16 protein-coding genes are annotated in these 23,222 nt (G+C 44.0%); 4 read left to right on the forward strand and 12 right to left on the reverse strand.

What is annotated here, in order from left to right; genetic code table 11:
* Positions 1 to 54: 54 nt before the first annotated feature.
* Entirely contained in the window at positions 55 to 1,248 is a 1,194-nt protein-coding gene (locus tag G3569_RS14305) for a M20 metallopeptidase family protein (RefSeq protein ID WP_165270371.1), read from the reverse strand.
* Positions 1,249 to 1,405: 157 nt separating this feature from the next.
* On the opposite strand from G3569_RS14305, the gene G3569_RS14310 reads away from it, so the two are divergent.
* Together G3569_RS14310 and mnmC2 are read left to right on the forward strand one after the other, a co-directional pair.
* Positions 1,406 to 2,695 carry a DUF4097 family beta strand repeat-containing protein gene (locus tag G3569_RS14310; RefSeq protein ID WP_165270373.1) on the forward strand — a complete coding sequence of 430 codons (1,290 nt, stop codon included), beginning with the start codon at positions 1,406 to 1,408 and terminating at the stop codon, positions 2,693 to 2,695.
* Entirely contained in the window at positions 2,695 to 3,477 is a 783-nt protein-coding gene (mnmC2, locus tag G3569_RS14315; protein WP_165270375.1) for a tRNA (5-methylaminomethyl-2-thiouridine)(34)-methyltransferase MnmC2, read from the forward strand. Before G3569_RS14310 ends, mnmC2 begins: the two co-directional genes overlap by 1 nt.
* Here mnmC2 and G3569_RS14320 read toward each other — a convergent pair.
* Together G3569_RS14320 and G3569_RS14325 are read right to left on the reverse strand one after the other, a co-directional pair.
* Positions 3,474 to 5,453 (reverse strand): DEAD/DEAH box helicase, encoded by a 1,980-nt coding sequence (locus tag G3569_RS14320; protein ID WP_165270377.1) that lies wholly within the window; start codon positions 5,451 to 5,453, stop codon positions 3,474 to 3,476. The genes mnmC2 and G3569_RS14320 overlap by 4 nt on opposite strands.
* 137 nt (positions 5,454 to 5,590) lie before the next feature.
* Positions 5,591 to 6,484, reverse strand: a complete 894-nt coding sequence (locus tag G3569_RS14325; RefSeq protein WP_165270379.1) for a GntR family transcriptional regulator — start codon at positions 6,482 to 6,484, stop codon at positions 5,591 to 5,593.
* A 272-nt stretch (positions 6,485 to 6,756) separates the two neighbouring features.
* Here G3569_RS14325 and G3569_RS14330 point away from each other — a divergent pair, with 272 nt between their 5' ends.
* A complete protein-coding gene (locus G3569_RS14330) occupies positions 6,757 to 8,892 on the forward strand; it encodes a CHASE2 domain-containing protein (protein WP_240894733.1) in 2,136 nt (711 codons plus the stop codon).
* Between the two features lie 10 nt (positions 8,893 to 8,902).
* Positions 8,903 to 10,195: a M48 family metalloprotease gene (locus G3569_RS14335; RefSeq protein WP_205720222.1), complete on the forward strand. Its 1,293-nt coding sequence runs from the start codon at positions 8,903 to 8,905 to the stop codon at positions 10,193 to 10,195.
* A gap of 91 nt (positions 10,196 to 10,286) precedes the next feature.
* Here G3569_RS14335 and G3569_RS14340 read toward each other — a convergent pair whose 3' ends face one another.
* From G3569_RS14340 to mutS, 9 genes are all read right to left on the reverse strand, one after another.
* Positions 10,287 to 12,758, reverse strand: coding sequence for a TonB-dependent receptor (locus G3569_RS14340; RefSeq protein ID WP_165270388.1), 2,472 nt, complete (start codon positions 12,756 to 12,758; stop codon positions 10,287 to 10,289).
* 87 nt (positions 12,759 to 12,845) lie between these two features.
* Positions 12,846 to 13,928: an alpha/beta hydrolase gene (locus tag G3569_RS14345; protein WP_165270390.1), complete on the reverse strand. Its 1,083-nt coding sequence runs from the start codon at positions 13,926 to 13,928 to the stop codon at positions 12,846 to 12,848.
* Positions 13,921 to 15,438 (reverse strand): class I adenylate-forming enzyme family protein, encoded by a 1,518-nt coding sequence (locus tag G3569_RS14350; protein ID WP_165270392.1) that lies wholly within the window; start codon positions 15,436 to 15,438, stop codon positions 13,921 to 13,923. Before G3569_RS14350 ends, G3569_RS14345 begins: the two co-directional genes overlap by 8 nt.
* Position 15,439: 1 nt before the next feature.
* Positions 15,440 to 16,990 (reverse strand): sodium/pantothenate symporter, encoded by a 1,551-nt coding sequence (locus G3569_RS14355; RefSeq protein WP_165270394.1) that lies wholly within the window; start codon positions 16,988 to 16,990, stop codon positions 15,440 to 15,442.
* Positions 16,991 to 17,042: 52 nt separating this feature from the next.
* Entirely contained in the window at positions 17,043 to 18,032 is a 990-nt protein-coding gene (locus tag G3569_RS14360) for a 3-oxoacyl-ACP synthase III family protein (protein ID WP_165270396.1), read from the reverse strand.
* Positions 18,032 to 18,775, reverse strand: a complete 744-nt coding sequence (fabG, locus tag G3569_RS14365) for a 3-oxoacyl-ACP reductase FabG (protein WP_165270398.1) — start codon at positions 18,773 to 18,775, stop codon at positions 18,032 to 18,034. The genes G3569_RS14360 and fabG overlap by 1 nt, the downstream gene beginning before the upstream one ends.
* A 15-nt stretch (positions 18,776 to 18,790) precedes the next feature.
* Positions 18,791 to 19,744 (reverse strand): alpha/beta fold hydrolase, encoded by a 954-nt coding sequence (locus tag G3569_RS14370; RefSeq protein WP_165270400.1) that lies wholly within the window; start codon positions 19,742 to 19,744, stop codon positions 18,791 to 18,793.
* 57 nt (positions 19,745 to 19,801) lie between these two features.
* A complete protein-coding gene (locus G3569_RS14375; protein ID WP_165270402.1) occupies positions 19,802 to 20,287 on the reverse strand; it encodes a GbsR/MarR family transcriptional regulator in 486 nt (161 codons plus the stop codon).
* A gap of 145 nt (positions 20,288 to 20,432) precedes the next feature.
* On the reverse strand, positions 20,433 to 23,114 hold the full coding sequence (mutS, locus tag G3569_RS14380; RefSeq protein WP_240894731.1) for a DNA mismatch repair protein MutS: 2,682 nt from the start codon (positions 23,112 to 23,114) through the stop codon (positions 20,433 to 20,435).
* Positions 23,115 to 23,222: the final 108 nt, after the last annotated feature.

Raw genomic sequence — 23,222 nt, forward strand, 5'->3', positions numbered from 1 at the left:
TTATTCCTTTGATAATCATCTGCCTCTTTTCATGCGTTCCCTTTTCCACGACTTCTATTCAGGAATGGGCTGAAATACAAGCGAAGCCATTAGTGCAGCACCCGTTGCAAAGCAATCTTCATCAATATTATACTGGGGATGATGCCAAGAATAGGTCGACCCGGTTTCTTCTCTACCACTTCCTAAAAAGAAAAATGCGCCCGGGAACTCCTGCTGATAAAAGGCAAAATCTTCGCCAGCCATAATCGGTTCATCCAGCAGTTTTACATTCTGCTTACCGAGCAACTCATCTGCAGTATCCATGACATTTTCTGCTGCCCATTCAGTATTTATAACGGCGGGATATCCGTAATCAAAATCAAAAGTATAAGCACCGCCAGAAGCCTCAGCCACCCCTTTTGTAATAGCTTCGATACGATCTCTAATCATATCTGCGGTTTCTTTTGCAAAAGTACGTACCGTCCCCAACATCTCAACCTTGGCAGGTATCACGTTATGGGCTGATCCACCATTTATCTTCCCGACCGTTACTACGGCCGGTTCAGTGGGATTAACACTACGGCTGACTATTGTTTGAATCTGGCTAATAACCTGAGACGCCATCACAATAGGATCAACAGCCTCGTGAGGGGATGCTGCATGACCGCCCTTGCCAATAAGTTCAATAGCAAACTCATCCGGCCGCGCCATTAGTGCACCTTTCCGGATAGCAATCTGTCCGGGCTCCAGCCCAGGGTAGGAATGCAGTCCATAAATAACATCAACCCCCTTTTCCTGTAAGTAACCGGTTTCGCATAACAAGCGTCCGCCTCCGGGCAATTTCTCTTCTCCGGGCTGAAAAATAAATAAAACGATACCTTCAATTTGATCTCTTACTTCGGAAAGCAGGCGCACTGCTCCCAACATATTGGCCGTGTGGGCATCATGCCCGCAACAATGGGCTATCCCGGGATTATCTGACAGAAATTCTTCTTTGTGCTTCCCCTCCTCGGTTATAGGCAAAGCATCGATATCAGCCCGCAAAGCGATAACCTTATCAGAGTCTTTACCTCCCTCAAGCACACCCACACAGCCCGTACTCAGCGGTTGATCAACCGTGATATCGAGCTCTTTCAACTTTTCCACAATAAACGAAGTTGTTTCATGCTCTTGGTAACTTAACTCCGGATTACGATGCAGGTGACGACGGATGTCAACCATCTCACCCTGATGTGCTTCTGCCTGCTTTTTAAACTTACTGAATTCCATATCTGGATATTATATTTTTCTTACTTTGTAATAAGGGTGTGAATTATACGAATTATATTATAAGTCTATAGGTCTATTTCTGTAACATCTTATAAATCATTGCGTATAGATTCATTGTATACGTTAGGTAGGTATTAATATCACTGAAAACCAGATCATGAACAGACGAAATATAACTTGGGAAATAGTAGTAGCCGGTTTAGCATTTGTAGTGATCGGCATTTATCTGGCCGATAACTCCAGCTCATCTGATGCTCCAAAATCAAGCGGCCTGCATGAGGCCCAGCCCACCACATTGCCAAAGACCAAACAGCCCGATGACCTACCCGGCTCCTTCGTTATTGACCTGAATGACCTTAAAAATCATGATAAACTAAAAGAACTCAAAAAGTTAGAAAAACTTGACCATCTGAAGATTGATCTCAAAAACATTGACAAAATAATTAATCAACAGTTAAGTGAGAAGGATGTGCAGGCAAGTCTGGAGAAGCTTAAAAAAGAGCTCCGCAAAGTAGAAAAAGCTGATTTTAATATTAAACTACAAGACAAAAAAGTTTATATAAATAAGGATTACGACATTGATGAAACGACATGGACAGAAGTTAAACCCGGCGTCTATGCCTTTGAAAAAACGTTTCCAGTTTCAAAGCTAAAATCTTTGGACCTGAACCTCGCTTTTGGAAATATCAATATTGTAGGGACTCAAAAAAGTACAGGCAAAATAAACCTGCAAGCAACGGGTGCCCTCGAAGATCCTGCAGCATTATCCCGGAGCCTCGTGATCCAAAATAAGCTAACCGCCCGTGATGCCTATTTTAGAACGACCACCGAAAATTCCAATCTGACCAATAAATTAAACCTTGAAGCCACAATCTCTATACCTGAGAATACGCATATCAAGGCGCAAACTTCCGGGGGCCATATAAAGGCTAATGATCTAAAAGGCGATCAACAGTTTACGACCAACGGTGGACATATAGAACTCAACCATATTGACGGAAGCTTCGAAGCAAAAACCGGAGGGGGCCATATCACGGGTGAACACTTATCAGGTACTATGCAGCTTACTACCGGTGGTGGGCATATTAAGACAGCCCATATTAAGGGGAAATTGAAAGCCGAAACAGGCGGTGGACATATAGAAATTCAACATCTAGATGGTGAAGCAAATGCTAAAACGTCCGGGGGTAATATTACGGCATCTATAAAAAAGGCCAATGGTCCCATTAAATTGCAAAGCTCTGCAGGTAATATTTCTCTTTTATTAGCTGAAAATATCAAAGCAAACCTCGATATTTCGGGTTCAGCCATAAATATGGCAGAACTATTCAACTTCGACGGCACTAAAAACAACGGTAACATCACCGGCACTATCAATGGCGGAGGTACTGAGGTGGTCGCAAGTTGCGGATATGGGAATGTGAATATTGATATTTATAAAAAGTAATGAACGAAAATACTCCTGAGGACGAAAATGAGCTTGTTGTTACTCGTGACGGCTCACATACTGTTTACTCTTCTCAATTTGACCAACATTATCATAACCCTAATGGTGCAGTTGCCGAAAGCCGGTACGTCTTTTTCCAACAACCGGGATTGCTTGATGCTCTGAAGGGCAATGATGAGATCACAATTCTTGAGATCGGCTTTGGTACCGGCTTGAACCTCATGCTCTTGCTGGATTACTATTTATCTGCAGAATCAACCAGCCAGATCAACTATTACTCCATTGAAGGATTTCCGCTCAAGGCCGAAACAGCCAAAAGCCTCAATTACCACAAGCACCTTGAGAATCCCCAAGTGGGCAAAAAAATACTTAATATTTTTGGTAACCTTGATAAAGGGATGAACCGGTTTTCTCCCCTGGATAATATCACGGCTCACCTTTTTAACGGGATGTTTTCTGATTTCCCGGATACCCCCATTGGTGCTGAATATATTTTCCATGATGCTTTTTCTCCGGATACCAATCCCGACCTATGGACCGGACAGGTTTTTAAAAAGATTCGCGAAATCAGTAAAGATGAGGTTATCCTCTCGACCTACTGTGCTGCCTCAAAAGTGCAAGGAGCTATGGCTTGGGCCGGATGGAACATTGCCAAAACCCAAGGCGCACTGGGCAAAAGAGAAATGATTCTTGGTGCCCTGAATCCTTCCAAATTGGAAGGGCTCAAACGAGTGAATGAAGAACGCTACGCGCGCCGATACGAAGAAGGAGACTTTAATTAACCACTTTCTTGCTGTTGAAAGCGATGCAGCAATCGTCCCAAAAATTTATTGGCATAGATCTTATTGATATGACTCATATCTGCCAAAATTACCAGACGTTCTTTACTGCGCGAAAAAGCAACATTCAATAACCGGGGGACCGCCAATCCATTCTTTTCTTCATCAAACGGACGTACCGAATAATGACGGCGACGACCATACTGCTGCTCCCCGCTCATCACCGTATCAAAAATAATCACATCTTTTTCGCGTCCCTGGAACGTATGAATGGTTCCTACTTCTACAACCCCCAGGTCGTTTTCATAGAGTGAATTCCGAATATCATATACCGTACTTCGGAAAGGCACAATAATACCCACTTCCTCAACCGGCACCTGGTTTCTCAGCACCAATCGCTTTACCATTTTTATGATAATATGGTTGTGCACCTCATTTACCGGCTGAAATCCCTTTCCCTCCTCTTTTTGGGTAAGCCTTGGGCCATACTTCTGGCTGTCGATCACATTTACTGTTGTATTACTGCTTTCCTGGGGCGTAATCATCGGGTCAAGCTCTTCTTCCGGCTGGGCTGTTTTCAGTCGCCCCTCATAAAAAACGGTACTAAGCACTTCTGCCAAGTCTTCATTCAAACGATACTGGGTATCATAAAACGTTGTCAGGGGACGGTTTTTATCGTGCCATGCAAACAGGTCTTCGGTAGTATCTGCATCAGAGGCAAACGTAAAAATATCTTCTTCCAGAAAATTCCGGGCATCTTTATCATCAGTCAGTGCTATAGGCGGCAGCTGCATGGGATCTCCAACCACAACAATATGCTTCTTAGCCTTTGCAGCAAGCACCATCAGGTAAGGTAAATTTGCCATTGAAGCCTCATCAATTACCACCGCATCAAAATGTTGACCGTCAAACAGATCGGAGGTACAGACCTTAGCCAAGGTTGTGGCCACCAGCTGTTTTTTCTTCAGCTCAAACCGCTCATTTACGGTAATCAAGCTATCGATCTTCTCTTCAAGCGCTACTTCACCCCCGTGCTTATCAACGCGGTCTCCCAACCTTTCAATCTCCTCATCAAGCTCTTGGGGCACCTCTTCGCCATGCTCCATCAGGTTATCGATCTCCTTTTGCAGCTTCTGGTATTTCCCGAGCAGGTTATCTAAGGTTGCCGCCTTCTGCTGCTGTTCCTGCTTTTTCTTCTCAATGTGCTGCTCAAAAAGTACCGACTCCAATCGTTCACTGTCCAAGGCCATCTCCCCAAACCGGGTCACCTCCTCCTGCAGGTGATCTTTTTCTACCGAGGTCAGTGCTTTTAAAGCACTTAACAACCCGACATCAACAGCACGGTTGGTGTTCGCCGCAAAGAGCACTCGCTTCCCTTTTATAAGGTAGTTTGCAATCATAAATCCCAGTGTTGAGGTTTTCCCCGTTCCCGGCGGACCCCATACATAGAGCACTTCATTTTGCAGTGACTTAATGAGCGACTCGTGTTGCGAATCGTTTCGGCGACTATCATCCAGAACGCGTGTACTTTCATCATCCGTATGGTGTGCATCGGCATCGGGATAAAACAAACTTCCTACCCGTTGACGCTCTTCTTCCTTATCATCACTAAGCAGCCGCTCCAGCTCGCTGCGAAGTTTACGAAGCACAAAATCGTTCTCCCACTCTACACTTACCTTGGGAACTACCGAACCGTAGTTTTGCGGAAAATGCAGCACCACCTTCTTATCGCCCACTTCCACAGGATACAACTCCAGCTCATCCTCGTGATCTTCTAACTCTCCCTGTATAACTTCAGCAAATCGAAGCGATTTATTGCGAGATTCAAATTCATAGTAGAAGGTGTTGGGAGGATGATCTTCCAGGCGCCTGCCATCAAAGAGCACATCTTGGGCCGGCCGTTCCCGAACGGTTTCAATCTCGGCATTAATCGCCTCAAGGGCCCTTTCTAATAATTTTTTTAGTTTCTTATCTGACAACTGGTTACTGGTTACTGGTTACTGGTTACTGGTTACTGGTNACTGGTTACTGGTTACTGGTTACTGGAAAATGAATGATGACCATCAAAAGTCAAAGCCCTCTTAATTTTAATTCCTGATTTTTTATTTCTAATTAATCATTGATCCCAAAGTTCGGCACGGATCGTCTTGGCACTCTGGTCAGAAATGCGATACTTCAATAGGATGCGACGTCGTTCAGGGATTTTCTTCTCTACAAGCTTCGCACTTTCGGAGGTGTATAAAATCAAGTCTGTTTCTCTAACAAAAAGAGGCAACGACTCCCCATAGGTAGCTCCTGCCACAAAAGATCCACTGAAATTAATGCTTACTTTCAGCTCATCAATAATTTTGGGGATGGTCTGATCTTCGGCAGTCACAAGCCCAATGGTATCAATAGCCGCACGGTCTACCAGCGACAACAGGGTATCCGGATCAATACCATATACGATAGGCAACAACCGCCCTTTCTCAGAAAAGTCGCGGAATTTATTCACCAGCTGTATAGGCACAAAAAGTGCGTCATATTTCACGGTCTCATTATACTGGTTGGCATTGAGGATACGACTCCGAACCCCGACCTCATCTTTGATCGCATCCGCTACCATACGGCCCAGCTCTTTGGTTTCCCCGATACTGGCACAACTCTCAATACGGTCGGGCCAGTCCATAAAGCTCAGCTGTTCCTGGAATAGTTCATCGATCTCTGTCTCATCCAGGCCATAACCAATCAGTTCCTCTAGTAATTTACGCATTTTTTCGGCTCCCACTTCGAGCCGATCAGCTTTATCCAGGTTCGTATTTTGGCGCTCAACGATAAAACCCTTTCCCCGTTCGCCACGAATTAGACCTTCGTCAGCTAATATGTGGTACGCCTTGCGAACGGTATGAAAACTGGATTCAAGCTGTTGCCCCAACTGACGGGTAGACGGCAGGGTCTCCCCCACGCGAAACTGTTTGGTTGCAATCATCAGGCGAATGCGATCGGCAATATATTTGGCAGATGTCTTCAAAAGTACGTAATGCTCTTTTTTTGTTTACAGCACTAAAGATAGGTGTTAGGATGATCATTCTCACAGATCGATTTAAATTAAAATATGATCCCTGTGACTGTATCTGGAATTGCTCTTGGCGAGGTTAACACGGTGCCGACACACGCTCTTTTAAAAGGATGTTGCTTTTTCAATCATATTACTTCAAATTACAAATGGTTTTCAATCAAGCGAGTTTTATTACTGTATAATCAATTGGGGTACACATTCTCAACTTTTCAAAAAAAATACATCTGGCACTACTTGCTTTAGGGTTTTTTCTTCTTGGAGCAGTTGGTCTTTCCACTGGAATTTTTGAGGCCGTAGACCGACAAATCCTTGACTATAAGTTTCGCTATCTCCAGCAAGAAGATCCCAACAAAAAAATAGTGTTGGTTACCATAGACGAAAAAAGCCTCTCATACTTTAACCAAAATGGTATGTATTGGCCCTGGCCGCGGGAGTTCTATCAAATAACAACCGACTATCTCAAGAAGTCGGGGGCTGACCTTATTGTCTATGACATCCTTTTTGACACCCCGGACTTTGATCGTCGTAACATTTCGGGCACACTCAGTGATAAACGATTTATGCAATCACTCAAAAGGGCCAACAACAGTATTCTTGCTTTCAAATCTACGGCAATCCAAGATTCTGTGGCGACAGCCGTAACCCGCTACCCATCGCTGAAACACCATCAAATAGCTCATGAAGCCCCCTATCATCAACCACATCTACTCACCTCTCGTCCGATAAACAAGTTTGGCAACGTTGCACAAGGGCTGGGAAATACAGTCATGTCTGGCGACGAAGATGGCCTCATCCGATCGGTCCACCTTTTTGACAGTTTGGCTCACAAAGGATTTGTACCCACTCTATCGATGGCCGCCTACCTGGAGCTACAAAATGAGGAGCACAAACTGGCATGGACCGACAAAGGATTGCAAGTTGGAAATACAAATATTCCGCTCCAAGAAAATGGCGACTACCTTATCAACTGGTACCAAAAGGGGGGCGTACAGAAGGGGACATTTCCCTATTACTCTTTTCATGCCATCGTTCAAAGTGCCATTAAGAAAATGCGTGACTCCACGGCCACGGTATCAATACCCCCATCCACATTCAAAGACAAGATCGTAATTATTGGAGCTTCTGCAGCCGGCCTCGGAGACATAAAAAGCACACCGATGAGTTCGCTCGAGCCCTTTCCAGGAATGGAAATTCAGGCTACAATTTTGAATAACCTTATTGGGGATAACTTTATTACTGAACTCCCATTCTGGCTAAAAGTTACTTTTCTACTGCTACTTTGTTCAGGAATTCCTTTTGCCATCGCCTATACCCGGCCTACGAATGGCGCGGCAGTAATAGTTAGTTTCTTGTTGATAATTTTGTTTACCGGGCTCGCACTTTTTAGCTACAACAGAATTTGGTTTCCCACGGGTATGTTTTTTGTGATGGGGGTTATTGCTTATAGTGGTTCAGCAGCATATAAATACTTCGCCGAAGAAAAACAGAAGAAAAAGATCAGATCGGCCTTTGGTCAGTATGTACAGCCAGAATTTGTAAAACAACTGATTGCCCAACCCAACCTGCTAAAGTTGGGAGGTGAAAAGAAGTACCTGACTGTTATGTTTTCAGATCTGGCCGGTTTTACCACCATTTCAGAATCCAAACCACCCGAAGAGCTTGTATCATTCCTCAATGAATACCTGGGGGCAATGACGAATATCATTTTTGAACACTCAGGCACCGTTGATAAGTATATCGGGGATGCTGTCATGGCTTTTTGGGGTGCTCCTATCAGCCAAAAGAATCATGCGGAACTTGCTTGTCGCAGTACCATACAGATGCTTGAAAAAGTAAATCAAATGACTCCCCAAAATACCGATACCCATGCTCGTTTTGGTATTGCAAGCGGGGAGATGATTGTTGGGAATATCGGATCCTATAATAGATTCAATTATACTGTGCTCGGCGATACGGTAAATCTTGCTGCCCGCATGGAAGCGGCTAATAAAAATTACGGAAGTCGCGCCATGATCTCCGAACACACCTACCGTCAAGTAAAAGACAAATTTTTATGCCGCCAGCTCGATATGCTTGTTGTTAAGGGTAAAACCAAACCCGTAAAGGTGTACGAGTTAATGGCTGACAAGGAATCTTCAAAAGATTTTAAAAAACTCGAAAAAGCAGCACAAATTTACCAGAAAGGCCTCGATAGTTACTATCAACGAAATTGGGATGATGCTATCAGTACCTTTCAAGATGTAACAGAACTATTACCTGACGACGGCCCCTCACAACTGTATATTGAGAGATGTCAGAAATTCAAAAACAATCCACCCGCCAAAGACTGGGATGGGGTCTTCCATCTTAAAACAAAATAAAGAGATCACTATGGTTCGTAAGTTCATCATTTCTTTGTTCCTAGCACTAGTTGCAACACTCATACTGGATACGATCAGCATTAAAAACAGTGTTGATATGCGTAACGGCCCAGGCTCGTACTATAAACTATTATTGCGACTAAAACCGGGAGCAGAAGTAGACCAGCTGGACCAACAACAACAGTGGATCAAAGTTAAAGCCCAAGAACAAACAGGGTGGATACCTGAACGTTCTGTCCATCACCAAGAACAAAATAAAGAATCTAAACCGGACGATGATCTACAATCAAACGCCCAAAATGCTTTTGATGAACTATCCGGGGGAGATAAAGCTGATACTGCCGATGATCCCTATGCCTCGCGTGCCCAAGTTGCTGCTGCCGTAAAAGGATTTGCAAAAGATTTCACATCTCAAAAGGGTTCCTCTCAGGAAGAAAATCTCCTTCAAAACTTTGATGGTCTGGTCAATGCATCTGATTATAAGCAATTTAGAGAACAACGGTTGCACAATTGGAGCTGGGCTAAAGCCCAATCACGATTTTCTATTGATCCCAATAAAGCTCCAAAGTTTAATCCCCTGAGGGAAAAAGCAGGATGGGGAATCGCAAATGTAATTGCGCAACAAGGACTAATAAAAAATGACGATCTGCAACAGTACTTAACTCATATTGCACTGATTATTGCTGAAAACTCTCATCGATACGAGACTTCGGTTCAAGTTTATATTCTCGACTCTGAGGATGTAACTGGTTATGCCTCACCCAATGGCATTATCTTTGTTTCTAAAGGTGCCCTTAAGCTAATGAAAAACGAAGCAGAATTTGCGTTTTTCGTTGCTCACGAATTGGCTCATATCGTTTTCAATCATGGGGTTAAAGAAAGCAAAAAACGAGAAACAAAAATCAAGGCTGATGAGGCATTCGAGGAGTTAAATCAAGAGATAGACAAAGAACGGAACGAAAAATATATCAAAACAGAAGCCGAGCTTACCGAATGGGCAAATCAGGTTTATGAATATACGGTCAAAGATCGACTCAATAAATATGAACATGAAGCAGACTACTGGGGACTCGTCTATACCTATCGCGCGGGATATGATGCTACCGCAGCACTTGACTTACTAACACGTATTTATAAGCGACAAGGTGATTTTGAACGCGGTATCGGACTTGTTAAGTGGCAAGGTACCTCTTTGCAAAAGAGAATTTCTAAGATCAGAAACCATATCGCAGATTTTGATATTCCCAGAGGCTTTGGAAGCCGCCACCCTGAATTCTTTACCAGAAAAATTCAAGAGCTTTAATAGGTATATTTCACTACCACATTAAACAACAAAAGCCCTTTCCTAAACCGGAAGGGCTTTTTGTTGGTGAGAAAAGCAGTTATTAGATCGCTTAAAGTCTGAGACCATCAAAGTTATACTTGACTGAAAGCCAATACGTACGGCCCTGAGGAGCAGCTCCAAGAAGATCTACCTTTTCATTATCAAATACATTATTTACACTCCCCTGAACAGAAAGTCCGGTATCAGCAATATCAAAGCCGGTAGACAGATCCAATTGAAACTTTGCAGGCAGCTCTTCTTTATCAGTCAGATCTCCGTCATCATCTAACAGTACATTCGTATTCCAGTATCCTGAATTGTACTGGTAGCTGTCTTGCCAGCGGCCTTTTATTTTGAAAAACGGAGCCTGTAAAGACGAACTGTCAAAGATATTCTTTGCCGTTATTCCCCCTTTTACTTTTAATGGTGGTGTATTCAATGGCAACGTAGCATCAGTAGTTTCATTGGTAAAATCAGTAAGCTTAATAGTAGACATGCTAGCTGAAATGCTGTAGTTATCATTAAAATAGTAGTTTAAGCCTATATCAAAACCTTGCACTGTTGCTTCACCAAAGTTGATATACGTTTGTAAAGCCGTAAAATTACTTCCTTGAACCATAACCGGACTTCCATTTTGATATGCTATGGTATTGGCCCCATCTGCTACAACATCTGTCCCAATGAAGTTTTTATACCAAGAGATATATCCTACTACATCTACAAAAAGTTTTTCACCAAAAATCCCTTTGTATCCAAGTTCCACTGAATTAACCTCTTCCGGATTTGTGGGGTCAATGGTGTTAACAACATTTCCGCCGGCATCTTTTATTGTATATCCCTCATTATTTCCTTTGATCAGGAAATCATAATTTGGAGCAAAAAGATCCGGAACCGGTATATAAGCATGGCTTTGTAATATTGTAGGAGTAGTATATGCCCGGTTATAGGTAGCCCGGATATTATGTCCAGGTGCAGCTGTAAAAACTAAAGATCCCTTGGGACTAAACTGCATATCATAATCACTGTTTCCATCCAACCGAGCCGCAGCAACTAACTGCAACTGATCAGGGATTACATCATAGTCAACCTGAAGATAGCCGCCCATTAACTCACGACTAATATCTTGTCCGGAACCATCTTGTAGATAGGTACCCTTGGATTCTGGCATAAACTTTCGGTATTGCACACCGGTAACCAATGAGAGAGCTCCGAAGGTATTGTTATACTGGAGTTCTGAATCATAAATTTGGGTATCATCAATAAAGGAGACACTTTCGCGAATACTCTCAATATCTACCTGATCCAGTGATGCCCCGGCATTTACCGCTGCCTGTACTGCTGGTACCACCTGGTTAAGCTGATAACTGCCGGCCTTATTTCCTGTTCGGCTAAACTGCGCATACCAATGGCTGCCACTTACTTGCAATGTCTGATAGTCTACCTCCCAATCTTTGATTCGGTTTCGGCCATTTGAAGTAAGAGAAAACTGATCTGTTGATGACCATCCATAAGTACCGGAAACTTTCCAATCACCCATTTTATAATATAAGGACCCATTAATTTTGGTAGCTCCTACATCATAATTTTCTACTACATCCGACTCAAACACTGTATTAGCCGACGTTGGCTTAGTACCGGCCGTCTGGTAAAAGTGCAAGCTGTCTTCACGTTTTGGCTTAAAATCAACGGCTTTCATATACTGTCCGGTAACCTTCCATCCAAAACTATTATTTACGGTACCGGCTACGCGATAAGTGATATCTCGAAGCTTTTGATTACCTGCTTTGGCGGCAACCGTTACTCCCGACTGATCCCACGGATCTTTGGTTGTAACATTAATAACACCTGATCCTGCATTAGGTCCGTACAATGCAGCAGCAGGCCCCAATACAACCTCGATACTTTTTAAATCAATCTTGCTGGAAGGTAAAAAGTTACCCTGCGGCAAACCTGTACCTCCAAGGGTAGCTATACGTCCGTCAATTAAAAATAACATGCGCGTATTAAAACTACTGTTAAAACCACGGGCAGAAACCAGCTGTGTATTCACCCCGGCATTTGAGAAATTAATCCCCTTTAAGTTCGCTATGGAAGACATAAACGTATTTCCACCTGAAGTTGCAAGCTCTTCACTGGAAATACGTTCTATAGTAGTTGGCGACTCTAATAGCTTTTCTGGCTGCTTAGATCCAGACACCACTACTTCATCCCCAGACCAAACGGTCTTCTCAAGCTGAATATCGACCGTTGTGGTTTTACCTGCCACAACAGAAACAGGCTCACTTTCAAAAGTAGCAAAGCCTAAATACGTTGCTTTTATGCGATATTGCCCTTCTGCTACATTGGTAATTTCGTACACGCCTGAACCATCTGTTGCGGCTCCTCTGGTCGTACCAACTAACGATACATTTACTCCGGGCATTACCTTTCCCGATTCCTGATCTGTAACCGTACCCTTTATGGCACCACCATTTTGAGCCCATCCACTTGATGCTATGCCCATCAAGGCACACAACAATGTAATAGTTGCTAGTTTTTTCATAATAATCCCCATTTACAGTTTATGTTGCCGTTTACCTTTATAACACTTTTCATGTTTATCAAAGTTTTGGAAAATTTCAAACACTAATTACTTTATTTTTTTATTACCGCCTTCTATATGCCTTAACATGGCGCTAAATACCTTTTGGGGTTTTTCGATGAAGGGAGTATGCCCACAATCATCGATATATCGTACAGCTACTTCGCCCCCTTCTCCTTTATATTTCTCCAGGGCATACTCAATTTGAGAAATCATCGGTTGGGGCGGATAGCGATCTTGACCCGGCCAACCTTCCCGTAGCTTCAACCTTCCCTGGTACCCCGGATCTGAATAAGACTGTTCAGCAATAATTCGATCATCTGTCCCATGGATCCAGAGCAGAGGGGGCTTCGGGCTGGCCTCAACAAATTGCGATAGCAATGCTATATTATACTTTGGTGAAAGCGCATTCACCGGGCCATAACTTCCGGGGGCTACCCCCGGCCAATAATCAGACTTCTTGTAATCTCCCGGATACTGTTGTGGACCTGTATGTATCTGGAACATAGCTGACAAAATATCCTCCTCGCGCATTGCCCGGAACCCATTTTTCCAAAAAAGCCGGTTCATTGTGTTCCGGGGTGAAAACATCGTGTCAGATTCCGAACGGTCTTGCTCCTCAATACGCTCCACAAACTCGGATACTACAATACCCCCGCCTGAACCAGAAAAGTCCTCGTTATTTGCAATTCCTTTGGCACCATGAATACCTCCAAATCCCATGGGCGGACCCGGCGCCATTAATGTTGCTGTACGTATTTGGCCAGCAAACTCTGCTATCATTCTCCAGCATATAAAACCGCCAAGTGAATGACCTATCAGGTGAAAGGGACCTAGCTCCATAGCTGCAATTAGAGCACCTAAATCATCTATCCAATCCTGTGTTCCTTCAGTAGCATCAATTAGCTTATCTTCAGTTTTCCCAAATCCCCTCAGGTCGGGGGCTACACAATAGTAGTTTTCAGACATCTCCAGCATAAACCCTTCCCAGATAGTGGAACAACTGGTATTTCCGTGAAGAAAAAGCATAGTCGGATTTTCTTCTTTCCCGGCCGTTAACAGGTGCATGCGTAGCCGACTGGTATCAACATGCTGAACTTCTATACCATCAAGATGCCTTATTTTATCCATGATGGCGGTTGTTAAATTCTTCTTCCAGATCCTTTTTCTGAATTTTATTTGAATCCCCAACAGGTAACTCTTCTCTAAGTATCACATGCTTAGGCAACTGGTATCCGGCCAGGTAATCCCGGCAATACTCCAACAGCTCTTCTTTTGATAAACTTGCCTCCTTATGCAAGACAATGTAGGCACAACCGGTTTCTCCCCACTGATCGTCGGGCACCCCGATTACAGCCACTTGTGCTACCGCCTCATGTTGATATATTACCTTTTCGACCTGCACCGGATACACATTTTCACCTCCGCTGATATACATCTCTTTTTTACGTCCTACCATGTAGTAGTACCCTTCATCGTCACATCGAAACAGATCGCCGGTATGGACCCAACCATCATCGAAGGCTTGTTCTGTTGCATCAGGATTGTTCCAATAGCCCTTAAAAACATGGGGCCCTTTCATCAGAAGCTCTCCCACTTCGCCCTGCGGAAGCTCTTTATTTTGTTCATCTACAATTTTAACCCCGATATGAAAATTGGGGAACCCTACCGATCCTTTTTTTCGGATTGCATCTTCTGCAGGCAGTGAATAACAATTGGGACCTGCTTCGGTTAATCCATAGCCTTGCCTTATAGGCACCCCTTTTTCCTGATACCCCTTAATGATAGGAATGGGACACGATTCGCCGCCACAGATTGCAAACCTAACACTGCTAAAATCAGTTTCTTCAAAGTTATCTTCCTCCATCATCATTCGAAGCATCGTAGGAATACCAAACAAGATGCTGATCTCTTCTTGATCTACCAGCCGATTACACTCTGCAGCATCAAATTTGGGCTGTAGTATCAGCTTGCCTCCATGATGTATCAAAGGCGTGAGAAGTACATGCCAGCCACCGGTATGATAGAAGGGCGTATTGACAAAAGAAGAATCATCCCCAGTAAGTCCTAAACTGATTTCAGTATTGAGCGAATTCCAATGAATCTGCTGCCATGATATCATCGCCCCCTTGGCTTTTCCCGTTGTTCCCGAGGTATACAAAATCATTGCAATATCGTTGGCGGAGCTCTCGTAAGGGAGTACCTCGGGCTGTTCTGTTTGCATAACGGCTGCAACAGCACGCTCCCCCTCATCCAGCATTTGATAAGAACAGCTATTGCACTCTGCAATATCGGTCACTACTTCTGAAAATTCTTCAGCACTCACCAACAGATGGGGATCACAATCTGACACCTGCTCCTTCAACCCTGCCTTGGGCAAGCGATAGTTCAATGGTACCAAAACGGCTCCAATTTTGGCACAGGCAAAAAACAACACCAGGTACGATATACTATTTGGGGATACAACCGCCACCCTATTACCCGCTTCTAACCCCTCCCTATGCTGCAGGTAACCTGCCAGCTGAGTTGCCAATTCATTGAGATCACGATACGTATAACGGTTGCCCGTAGTACTGTCGATGACCGCTTCTTTATGCGGGCTGTGGCGATCCCTTTTCGTAAGCCAGTTGTTATAATTCATATTATTTCAATGCTGTTGGTTCTGTTTTCGCACTTCGCAATTGAATACTCTTACTTTTAGCTGCATAAATTGAAAATCCAACAATTACCGCACTGATAATTGCCAGTGAAGCGGCGACACCTGGATTTTCTCCATCTGCTTTAAAAAATGGAACACCTAACTGCGCATAATAAACGGTGAAATGTACTATCACCGCCGTAACGGATGCTGCAATAGGTGCAAGCTTGGGTACCTCCTTGAAGAACGTACCCAAAAGAATAGGCACGAAAGCCGCTGAGAAATATGCATACACTCCATTTTGAGCAAAGATACCAACACTCAGCTTTGGATTGACCAACTGCTGCCAGGAAAGAAATATCGTTACCGCTCCCATCAGTACAATAACCAGTCGATTGTACACTAGTTTGGCGGGCAAACCCAACAGGTCGTTTTCAAAAAATGAATCGTTTGTCAACGGTTGTATAATATCGTTGGTAATAGAAGTAGACAGAGACTGTATTAAACTCTCAAGTGTTGAAATACCTGCCGAAATTAATCCCATTACAATGAGAAGTGCCACAGCCACGGTAAACTCTTTCACCACATAGGCCGATACAATTCCATCCATAGCCAGAGGTTCACCATTAATGGTGAGATCCGAAAAACTTATTCGTGCATATAATCCCGCAATAACAACCAAGAAAAATAGAAATTGAGCCGATATACCGACTAATAGATATCGATTCACATCTTCTTCTCGTTTCAATAACAACGATTTTGTAAGAATATGCGGCTGACATACGATCGCAATCCCTACGATAAATGGAGCAATAAAAATTTCGAAATAACCCCGAAACAAGAAACTGCTCTCGTTGGTAATCTGTGTTAATTTGGGATCTATAGCATTAAGGGTATCCAAAAAGCCTGTCACCCCGTTGCTAAAATGCTCATAGCCCGATCCCAGTAATACAAATGCCACTATCACCATTAAAATAGCTTGAATGGTATTGGTATAAACCATCGAGTTAGCCCCACCGAACATCATATATCCAAATATGAAAACAACAATAGCTGTTAGAACATAGAGTTCAGGCAAATTGAGCGTACTGGAAAGTACTTTAGTAAGCCCAACGCAAATAAGTACAATAAAGGTGATAAGGAGTAAAGACAGGAAGCCAAAAAAGATACCGAATCGCCTGCTTTTGTATTTTTTACGGATCCAATCGGCCATACTCAAAGCTTTCACGGTAGTTCCATAGTTTCTAAATCCTTTGGTAAAAAGGATCAACGAACCCAATGTTGCCAACGGCAGTGCTAACCCCAACGCAATCACTCCACTAAATCCATATAGGGCCACAAAACCCGGGTTAATAATAAAGGTAGCCGCACTCGTTATAGAAGCTGCCAATGACAACCCAACAGCCGTAGGCGAAAACATGACACTACCTAGCGCATAATCATCCATCTCCTTGGTCTGCCCTGCTCCGCGAACCACAAAGTACAGTATGATAGCTGCATAGCAGAGAATCAAAACCCAACCGGCTGTTACCATTGTCGATGATGCTAGATCCATATCTTTTTCCCACCTTATAATTACGACTTCATTGTGTTATATAAACATCATACTACCATCGGTAAGCACAGGCTCCAAAATGAAGCCCTCCCCCCGAGCCTACAAATACCAATAGATCTCCATCCTTCACCGCACCGTCTCGTAGAGCGGAATCAAAAACCATGGGAATTGCTGCCGATCCGGTATAACCAAACCGGTCCATGATCGTAGGAGCAATAGCTCTTTTTAGCGACAAATTATCCATGGTCTCCCAAATTTGGTTGATATTTATTTGGGTCATATAGGCCCCTGAAATTTCATCGGTATCAAACTTGGCTTTTTCAGCCAGGCTACGGATCATATCTGTCCATATGCGTGGGTTTATCTCTTTGGGGAACTTTTCAACAAACTGAAGGCACTGTGCGCCTCCCTGCCTTTCACTGCGCGCCGCCGGTGCAGCAGCGCCCCCTCCATATATCCCCATATGCTTATAATACTCCGGCTTGGTACGCAGGTCAGAAGCTAAAAAGCCAACCCCCTCTTCGTCGGTCGGTTCCAGTATAACCGCTCCGGCGCCATCGGCAAAGAGGGTAACCGTTTTCTTGTCATCGAGATTTAAAAAACGGCTCATCCCATAAGCCCCCATCACCATCACCTTTTGGTAAGTGGGATCTGTGGACATCATGCTATTTGCCATTGTTAAGGCAGTAGGGAACCCTGCACAAGCTGTATTGGTATCCAGCGATGTAGCATTTTCAAGCCCCATCTTATGCTGTACCACCGAAGCTGTTGAAGGTGAAATAAAATCGGGAGTATCCGTTGCAATAATCAACAGATCAATATCTTCTGCCCCCATGTTGGCCATCTTCAACGCACTATTACCTGCTTGCACACATAAATCACTGGTCGTTTGATCTTCTTCCATCCAGCGGCGTTCGCGGATAGTAAGATTTTCTCGCAGCCAGGTATCAACATCTTCGCCCAACTGCTCATTAAACCATTCATTTTTAATAACCCGGTCCGGGGCATACGAACCACTTGCTACAATTTTTGAATGCCTCATTATACGACAAGTCCCCCATCCACCTGAATAACCGTTCCTGTTATATATTCTGCCTGATCAGAAGCCAAAAAAAGATAGGCTGCTGCAATGTCTTTTGGCTTGCCTAGGCGCCCCAGCGGAGTCTGCTCTTTCAATTTATTTAGTACTTTTTCGGGCACTGTATCTACCATGGGTGTTTCAATAAAGCCGGGGGCTACTGCATTGACACGAATACCCTTGCGTCCCAACTCACGGGCCCAGGTCTTGGTAAGCCCCACCACCCCCGATTTTGTTGCCACATAATTACTTTGTCCAAAGTTGCCATACAAGCCTACTACTGAACTGGCATTTAATATCACCCCTGACTCCTGCTCGCGCATCAACTCAGCTGCCGCTTTACCACAGTAAAACACTCCATTTAAGTTAACATCCATCACTTGCTGCCACTCATCAGCACTCATTTTTTTTAGTGTGGCATCTCGCGTAATACCGGCATTGTTGACGAGCACATCCAACCTACCCCAACGTTCGTGCAGCCCAGACATCGCCTGCTGAACGGCATCATAACTGGTGACATCTACTTTTTCAAAATGGACCTCATATCCTTCGGTTTTCCATGACTCCATCAACTCCTTTGCGGCCTCCTCTGCCATATCCCAAATTTCTACCTTCGCGCCGCGATCAATAAACTGCTGAGCCGTTTCCTGGCCAATACCCCCGGCTCCACCTGTTATCAATACAACGTTATTTTTAAAATCTATCATAACCACTTACCACTGTTATTTATTTAAGAAATTCAAAATTAATTCATTAACCGTACCCGCTTGCTCAAAGTGGACGAAATGCCCCGCTTCCGGTATCATCTTCAGCTTACTTTTTGGTATCTTTTCGTGGCCAAACCGAGCCACTTTTTGAGTTGTCAAATCCGGATGCAGTTGGCGGTTGGGTATCAACATATCCTGCTTGCCAAAAACTATAAGTGTAGGCTGTTCCACCTTCGACAACTCCTCTGCCACCGGGTCTTCTAGCATCGCTTTCACCGAAGAGGCATAGGCACGGGCATAGCCATCAAAATGATCTGCTTGTCGAATTGTAATACGATCTTCAATCATAAATTCTGCTTCGGCGGGAAAATCAAAAAATGTAGTCTTAAACGTTTGGCGAATCAATGAATCCGGCGTCGCTTTAATAGAAGATGGAGTTACAAAGCTACTCAGTATTTGCCCTTCTTGTTGGGTAAACCTCTCAAAGCCTGCCGGTGCCAGCAATACTAAACTTGATATCTTTTCCGGGTACTCTAATGCTGCACGCAGTGTAATTTGTGCCCCCATCGAATGCCCCATCCAGGTAGCTTTCGCAATACCCAGCGAATCCTGAAGTTCGGCTACGGTTTCAGCAAAAAAAGGAATGCTATAGTGATCTGCACTTTTTGAACTTTTCCCAAAGCCAAGTAGATCTACGGCAATAATGCGATGTGATTCCTTTAGCACCTCGATATTCTTTTTCCATGCCGGAATATAACTGCCAAGGCCATGAATCATAATAACAGCGGGCCCTTCTCCTATATCCGAATAGGCAACACGAAGGTCGGAACTCAGCTGCTGGTATTTAACCGTATAGGGATAATCGAGATCAGAAAATTGTACCGTCTGGCCCTTAAGAAGAGAGGAAGGAATTAATAAAGCTATCCCCAAAAAACATATTAGCGCTATATATCTGTGCCTTATATCCATATTAATCCTAATTTATTAAATATTTGAAAAGTTCCAAACGTTATATTTTAAAAAAAATTATTCCGTTATCTCTTTATGTTTCTCTTCCCAGGCATCCATGAACTTTTCGTTATACTCATCCATCAGCTCATAAAAAGATTTCATAATCTTCATCTGTTTTTTGATGAATGCTGCACTTGAAGAATCCATTGACTGAGCCTGCATCAGGTATTTTTCAGCGATCTCAATATTCTTCTGCATCTTGTTAATCTGATTTGCATAGGCTTTGCCAAAAATATCATCGGCCGCCTGATAGTAATCTTTTCGATCCCCCGGAATCCACACCTTCTCAATTAGCCCGCGTTCTTTAAGCCGTCTGCATATTTGTGAGATAGGTCCTTTACTCATCTCTAGTTTTTCTACAAAATCATCCAGCGACTGAGGGTCTTCCGAAATGATAAGTAACCCTACAATGCGTCCCATTAATGGGTTAAGCCCAAAATTGCTATACCCCTCCGCAAAATCTGCGACTATTTGCTGGGTAAGTTTGGGATGATCCGACATATTAATTGTAGTAAAGGATAGCTTTTTTATTCTGAACTGATTAACGACCTGCCCCTATAATTTGAAACTTTTCAAATATTTGCAAACTTATTTTTCTCATTTTTAGAAATGGCGATAGAATACCGTGACAGCCAACCTTTTCTGATTAGTTAGTTTTATCCACCAACTTTTTCAGCTCTGAAACCAGCATTAGCGATTCAATGGGGGTCATCCGGTTGGGATCACATGCCTCAATCTTATCGATAAGCTGCTCTACATGCGGATCAAGCTGCGTCTGAAACAGCGACATCTGATCGATCTGCTCCTGTTTCTCCAGCTCTTGGGCAGCTTTTTTAACAGCTGCTTTCTTTTTCTTCGCCCCTTCCTCGAGCGTTCCATTACTATCGGTAACGTCGAGACTGTGGCTCTCCAAGTTCTTCAGGATCTCTTTGGCTCGTTCTATGACGATGGTTGGCAAACCCGCCATATCGGCCACCTGTATCCCATAACTGTGGTCGGCTCCGCCACGCACAAGCTTGCGCAGGAAAATAACCTTATCGTCGTGCTCTTTAACAGAGACATTATAATTGACGATATGATCGTACATATTTTCGAGCTCATTAAGCTCGTGGTAATGCGTAGCAAAGAGCGTTTTTGCCGCTACCGAAGGCTGGTTATGCAAATATTCGGCCAGCGACCAGGCGATGCTGAGACCGTCAAAAGTACTGGTCCCACGGCCTACCTCATCTAACAAAATCAGGGAGTTCCGTGTCGCATTATTAAGAATATTAGCGGCCTCATTCATCTCAACCAAAAAGGTACTTTCTCCGGCAGCAAGGTTATCGGAAGCCCCTACGCGAGTAAATATTTTATCAACCAGCCCGATATGTGCTTCGTCAGCCGGCACAAAACAACCGATTTGTGCCAGTAAAACAATCAGACCCGTTTGTCGCAGGATAATACTTTTACCGGCCATATTGGGACCAGTAATAATTAGAATCTGCTCATCCTCATTTTCCAGGTGGATATCATTGGGGATAAAAGGATCGCCCGGGGGAAGTGTTTTCTCCACCACCGGATGGCGCCCCTTTGTGATATCAATCTTTTGGTCATCGGCAATGGCCGGCTTGCAATAGTTATTATGATACGAGATCTCAGCAAAACTCTGCAGGCAATCCAGTTCGGCCAGTGCTTCGGCAACCTGCTGAACTTCCTCGGCATAGCCCGCAATTTCAATACGAAGCTCTTCAAACAGATCATATTCAAGCGATTTACTTTGCTCTTCGGAAGACAGGATTTTCTCCTCCACTTCTTTGAGCTCGGGCGTAATATACCGCTCGGAATTCACCAGGGTTTGCTTTCGAATAAAGTGTTCTGGCACCTTATCGGTGTGTGTGTTGGTCACTTCTATGTAATAACCATATACCTTGTTATACCCAATCTTTAATGAATCGATACCGGTCTCCGCTGCCAGCTCGTCCCGAGTATCCGCAATAAAATCTTTCCCATTACGAGCTACATTGCGCAGCTCATCGAGCTCCTCGTTGTATCCATCCTTAAAAATATCACCATCCCGCACACTGGTGGGAGGCTCTTCAGCAATAGCGTTTTCGATCTTCTCCTGCACCTCAATCAAAAGCTTCAAACGCTCTAAAATATCTACCAGCAGTGACTCTTCAAGCTGATTGAACTGCATCTTAATACGTGGCACTTGGGCCAGCGATTCTTTCAGACTTACCAGATCACGAGGGTTGGCACGCCCCACACATATTCGTGATATAAGACGCTCTAAATCTCCTACTTGATCCAGCTCCCCGCGAAGCTTATCCCGCACTTCATGGTTTACATTTAATGCCTCTACGGCATTGAGACGCTCCCGAATAGGCTCCATCCGTTTGAGCGGACGCATAATCCACTTACGCAGCATTCGTCCCCCCATGGCCGTATTGGTTTCATCCAAAATGGAGATCAAAGTCCCTTCATTGCCATCATCCTGGATAGAGGTAATCAGCTCCAGGTTCCGTTTAGTAGAGCCATCAAGGGCCATATATTCATTATTCTCGAACTTGTGCAGGCGCTTGATATGTCCCAGCGATGCTTTTTGGGTCTCCTGTATATAATGCATCAACGCCCCGGCGGCAACATGGGCTACCTCCTGATCTTCAACACCGAATCCCTTAAGAGAATGCGTCTCAAAATGTTCAGTCAATAAATTGTACCCGTAATCACCTTCATAGACCCAATCCTCAATAAAGGTCATATTATAATCCAACAGGTATTCCGGCACATTGTTTTTGAGATTCTGTGGCAGTAGCAGTTCGGCCGGGGTTATCGACTGTAACAGATCTCCCAGCTGTTCTTTTGGCACTTCACTGAGCGCAAATTCTCCCGTCGACACATCCGCAAAACCGATCCCGGCCTTTTTACCTTCCCAATAAATGGCGGCCGCATAGTTATTACGCTTATGCTCCAACAACTTCTCTGACATGGTGACGCCGGGAGTGGTAATCTCCGTCACCTCTCGCGAAACAATTTTACGACCCGCTTTTTTGGCTTGCTTGGGATTCTCGACCTGCTCGCACACAGCAACGCGGTATCCTTTCTTTACCAGCTTGGGCAGATAGGTGTCAAGTGCGTGATATGGAAAGCCGGCCAGGGGCGTTTGATCGCTTCCATTATTCCGCTTGGTTAATGTAATACCCAGCTCTTCACTGACCAATTCAGCGTCATCAGCAAACGTTTCGTAAAAGTCACCAACCCGAAAAAGTAAGATGGCCCCTTCATGTTCATCCTTAATATCGTGATACTGGCGCATCAGCGGGGTAAGTGATTTTGTTTTGGTACTCATCGACAAGCAGTTATTTTGTTTTTAATTTTTTCAGTACTATTAGAGCGGTACAGCAGCCGGTTTGGGTGTAAGGTACTGACCAATAATCTAAGCTGACTTATTAATTAG

This window comes from Fodinibius halophilus (genome assembly GCF_011059105.1).
GTDB lineage: Bacteria > Bacteroidota > Rhodothermia > Balneolales > Balneolaceae > Fodinibius > Fodinibius halophilus.

Coding starts and splice junctions, on each gene's coding strand:
- G3569_RS14375 (WP_165270402.1), bottom strand. CDS start 20,287: ATGTCGGATCATCCCAAACTTACCCAGCAAATAGTCGCAGATTTTGCG.
- G3569_RS14345 (WP_165270390.1), bottom strand. CDS start 13,928: ATGGATAAAATAAGGCATCTTGATGGTATAGAAGTTCAGCATGTTGAT.
- G3569_RS14360 (WP_165270396.1), bottom strand. CDS start 18,032: ATGAGGCATTCAAAAATTGTAGCAAGTGGTTCGTATGCCCCGGACCGG.
- G3569_RS14310 (WP_165270373.1), top strand. CDS start 1,406: ATGAACAGACGAAATATAACTTGGGAAATAGTAGTAGCCGGTTTAGCA.
- G3569_RS14350 (WP_165270392.1), bottom strand. CDS start 15,438: ATGAATTATAACAACTGGCTTACGAAAAGGGATCGCCACAGCCCGCAT.
- G3569_RS14335 (WP_205720222.1), top strand. CDS start 8,903: ATGGTTCGTAAGTTCATCATTTCTTTGTTCCTAGCACTAGTTGCAACA.
- mnmC2 (WP_165270375.1), top strand. CDS start 2,695: ATGAACGAAAATACTCCTGAGGACGAAAATGAGCTTGTTGTTACTCGT.
- G3569_RS14370 (WP_165270400.1), bottom strand. CDS start 19,744: ATGGATATAAGGCACAGATATATAGCGCTAATATGTTTTTTGGGGATA.
- G3569_RS14340 (WP_165270388.1), bottom strand. CDS start 12,758: ATGAAAAAACTAGCAACTATTACATTGTTGTGTGCCTTGATGGGCATA.
- mutS (WP_240894731.1), bottom strand. CDS start 23,114: ATGAGTACCAAAACAAAATCACTTACCCCGCTGATGCGCCAGTATCAC.
- fabG (WP_165270398.1), bottom strand. CDS start 18,775: ATGATAGATTTTAAAAATAACGTTGTATTGATAACAGGTGGAGCCGGG.
- G3569_RS14305 (WP_165270371.1), bottom strand. CDS start 1,248: ATGGAATTCAGTAAGTTTAAAAAGCAGGCAGAAGCACATCAGGGTGAG.
- G3569_RS14355 (WP_165270394.1), bottom strand. CDS start 16,990: ATGGATCTAGCATCATCGACAATGGTAACAGCCGGTTGGGTTTTGATT.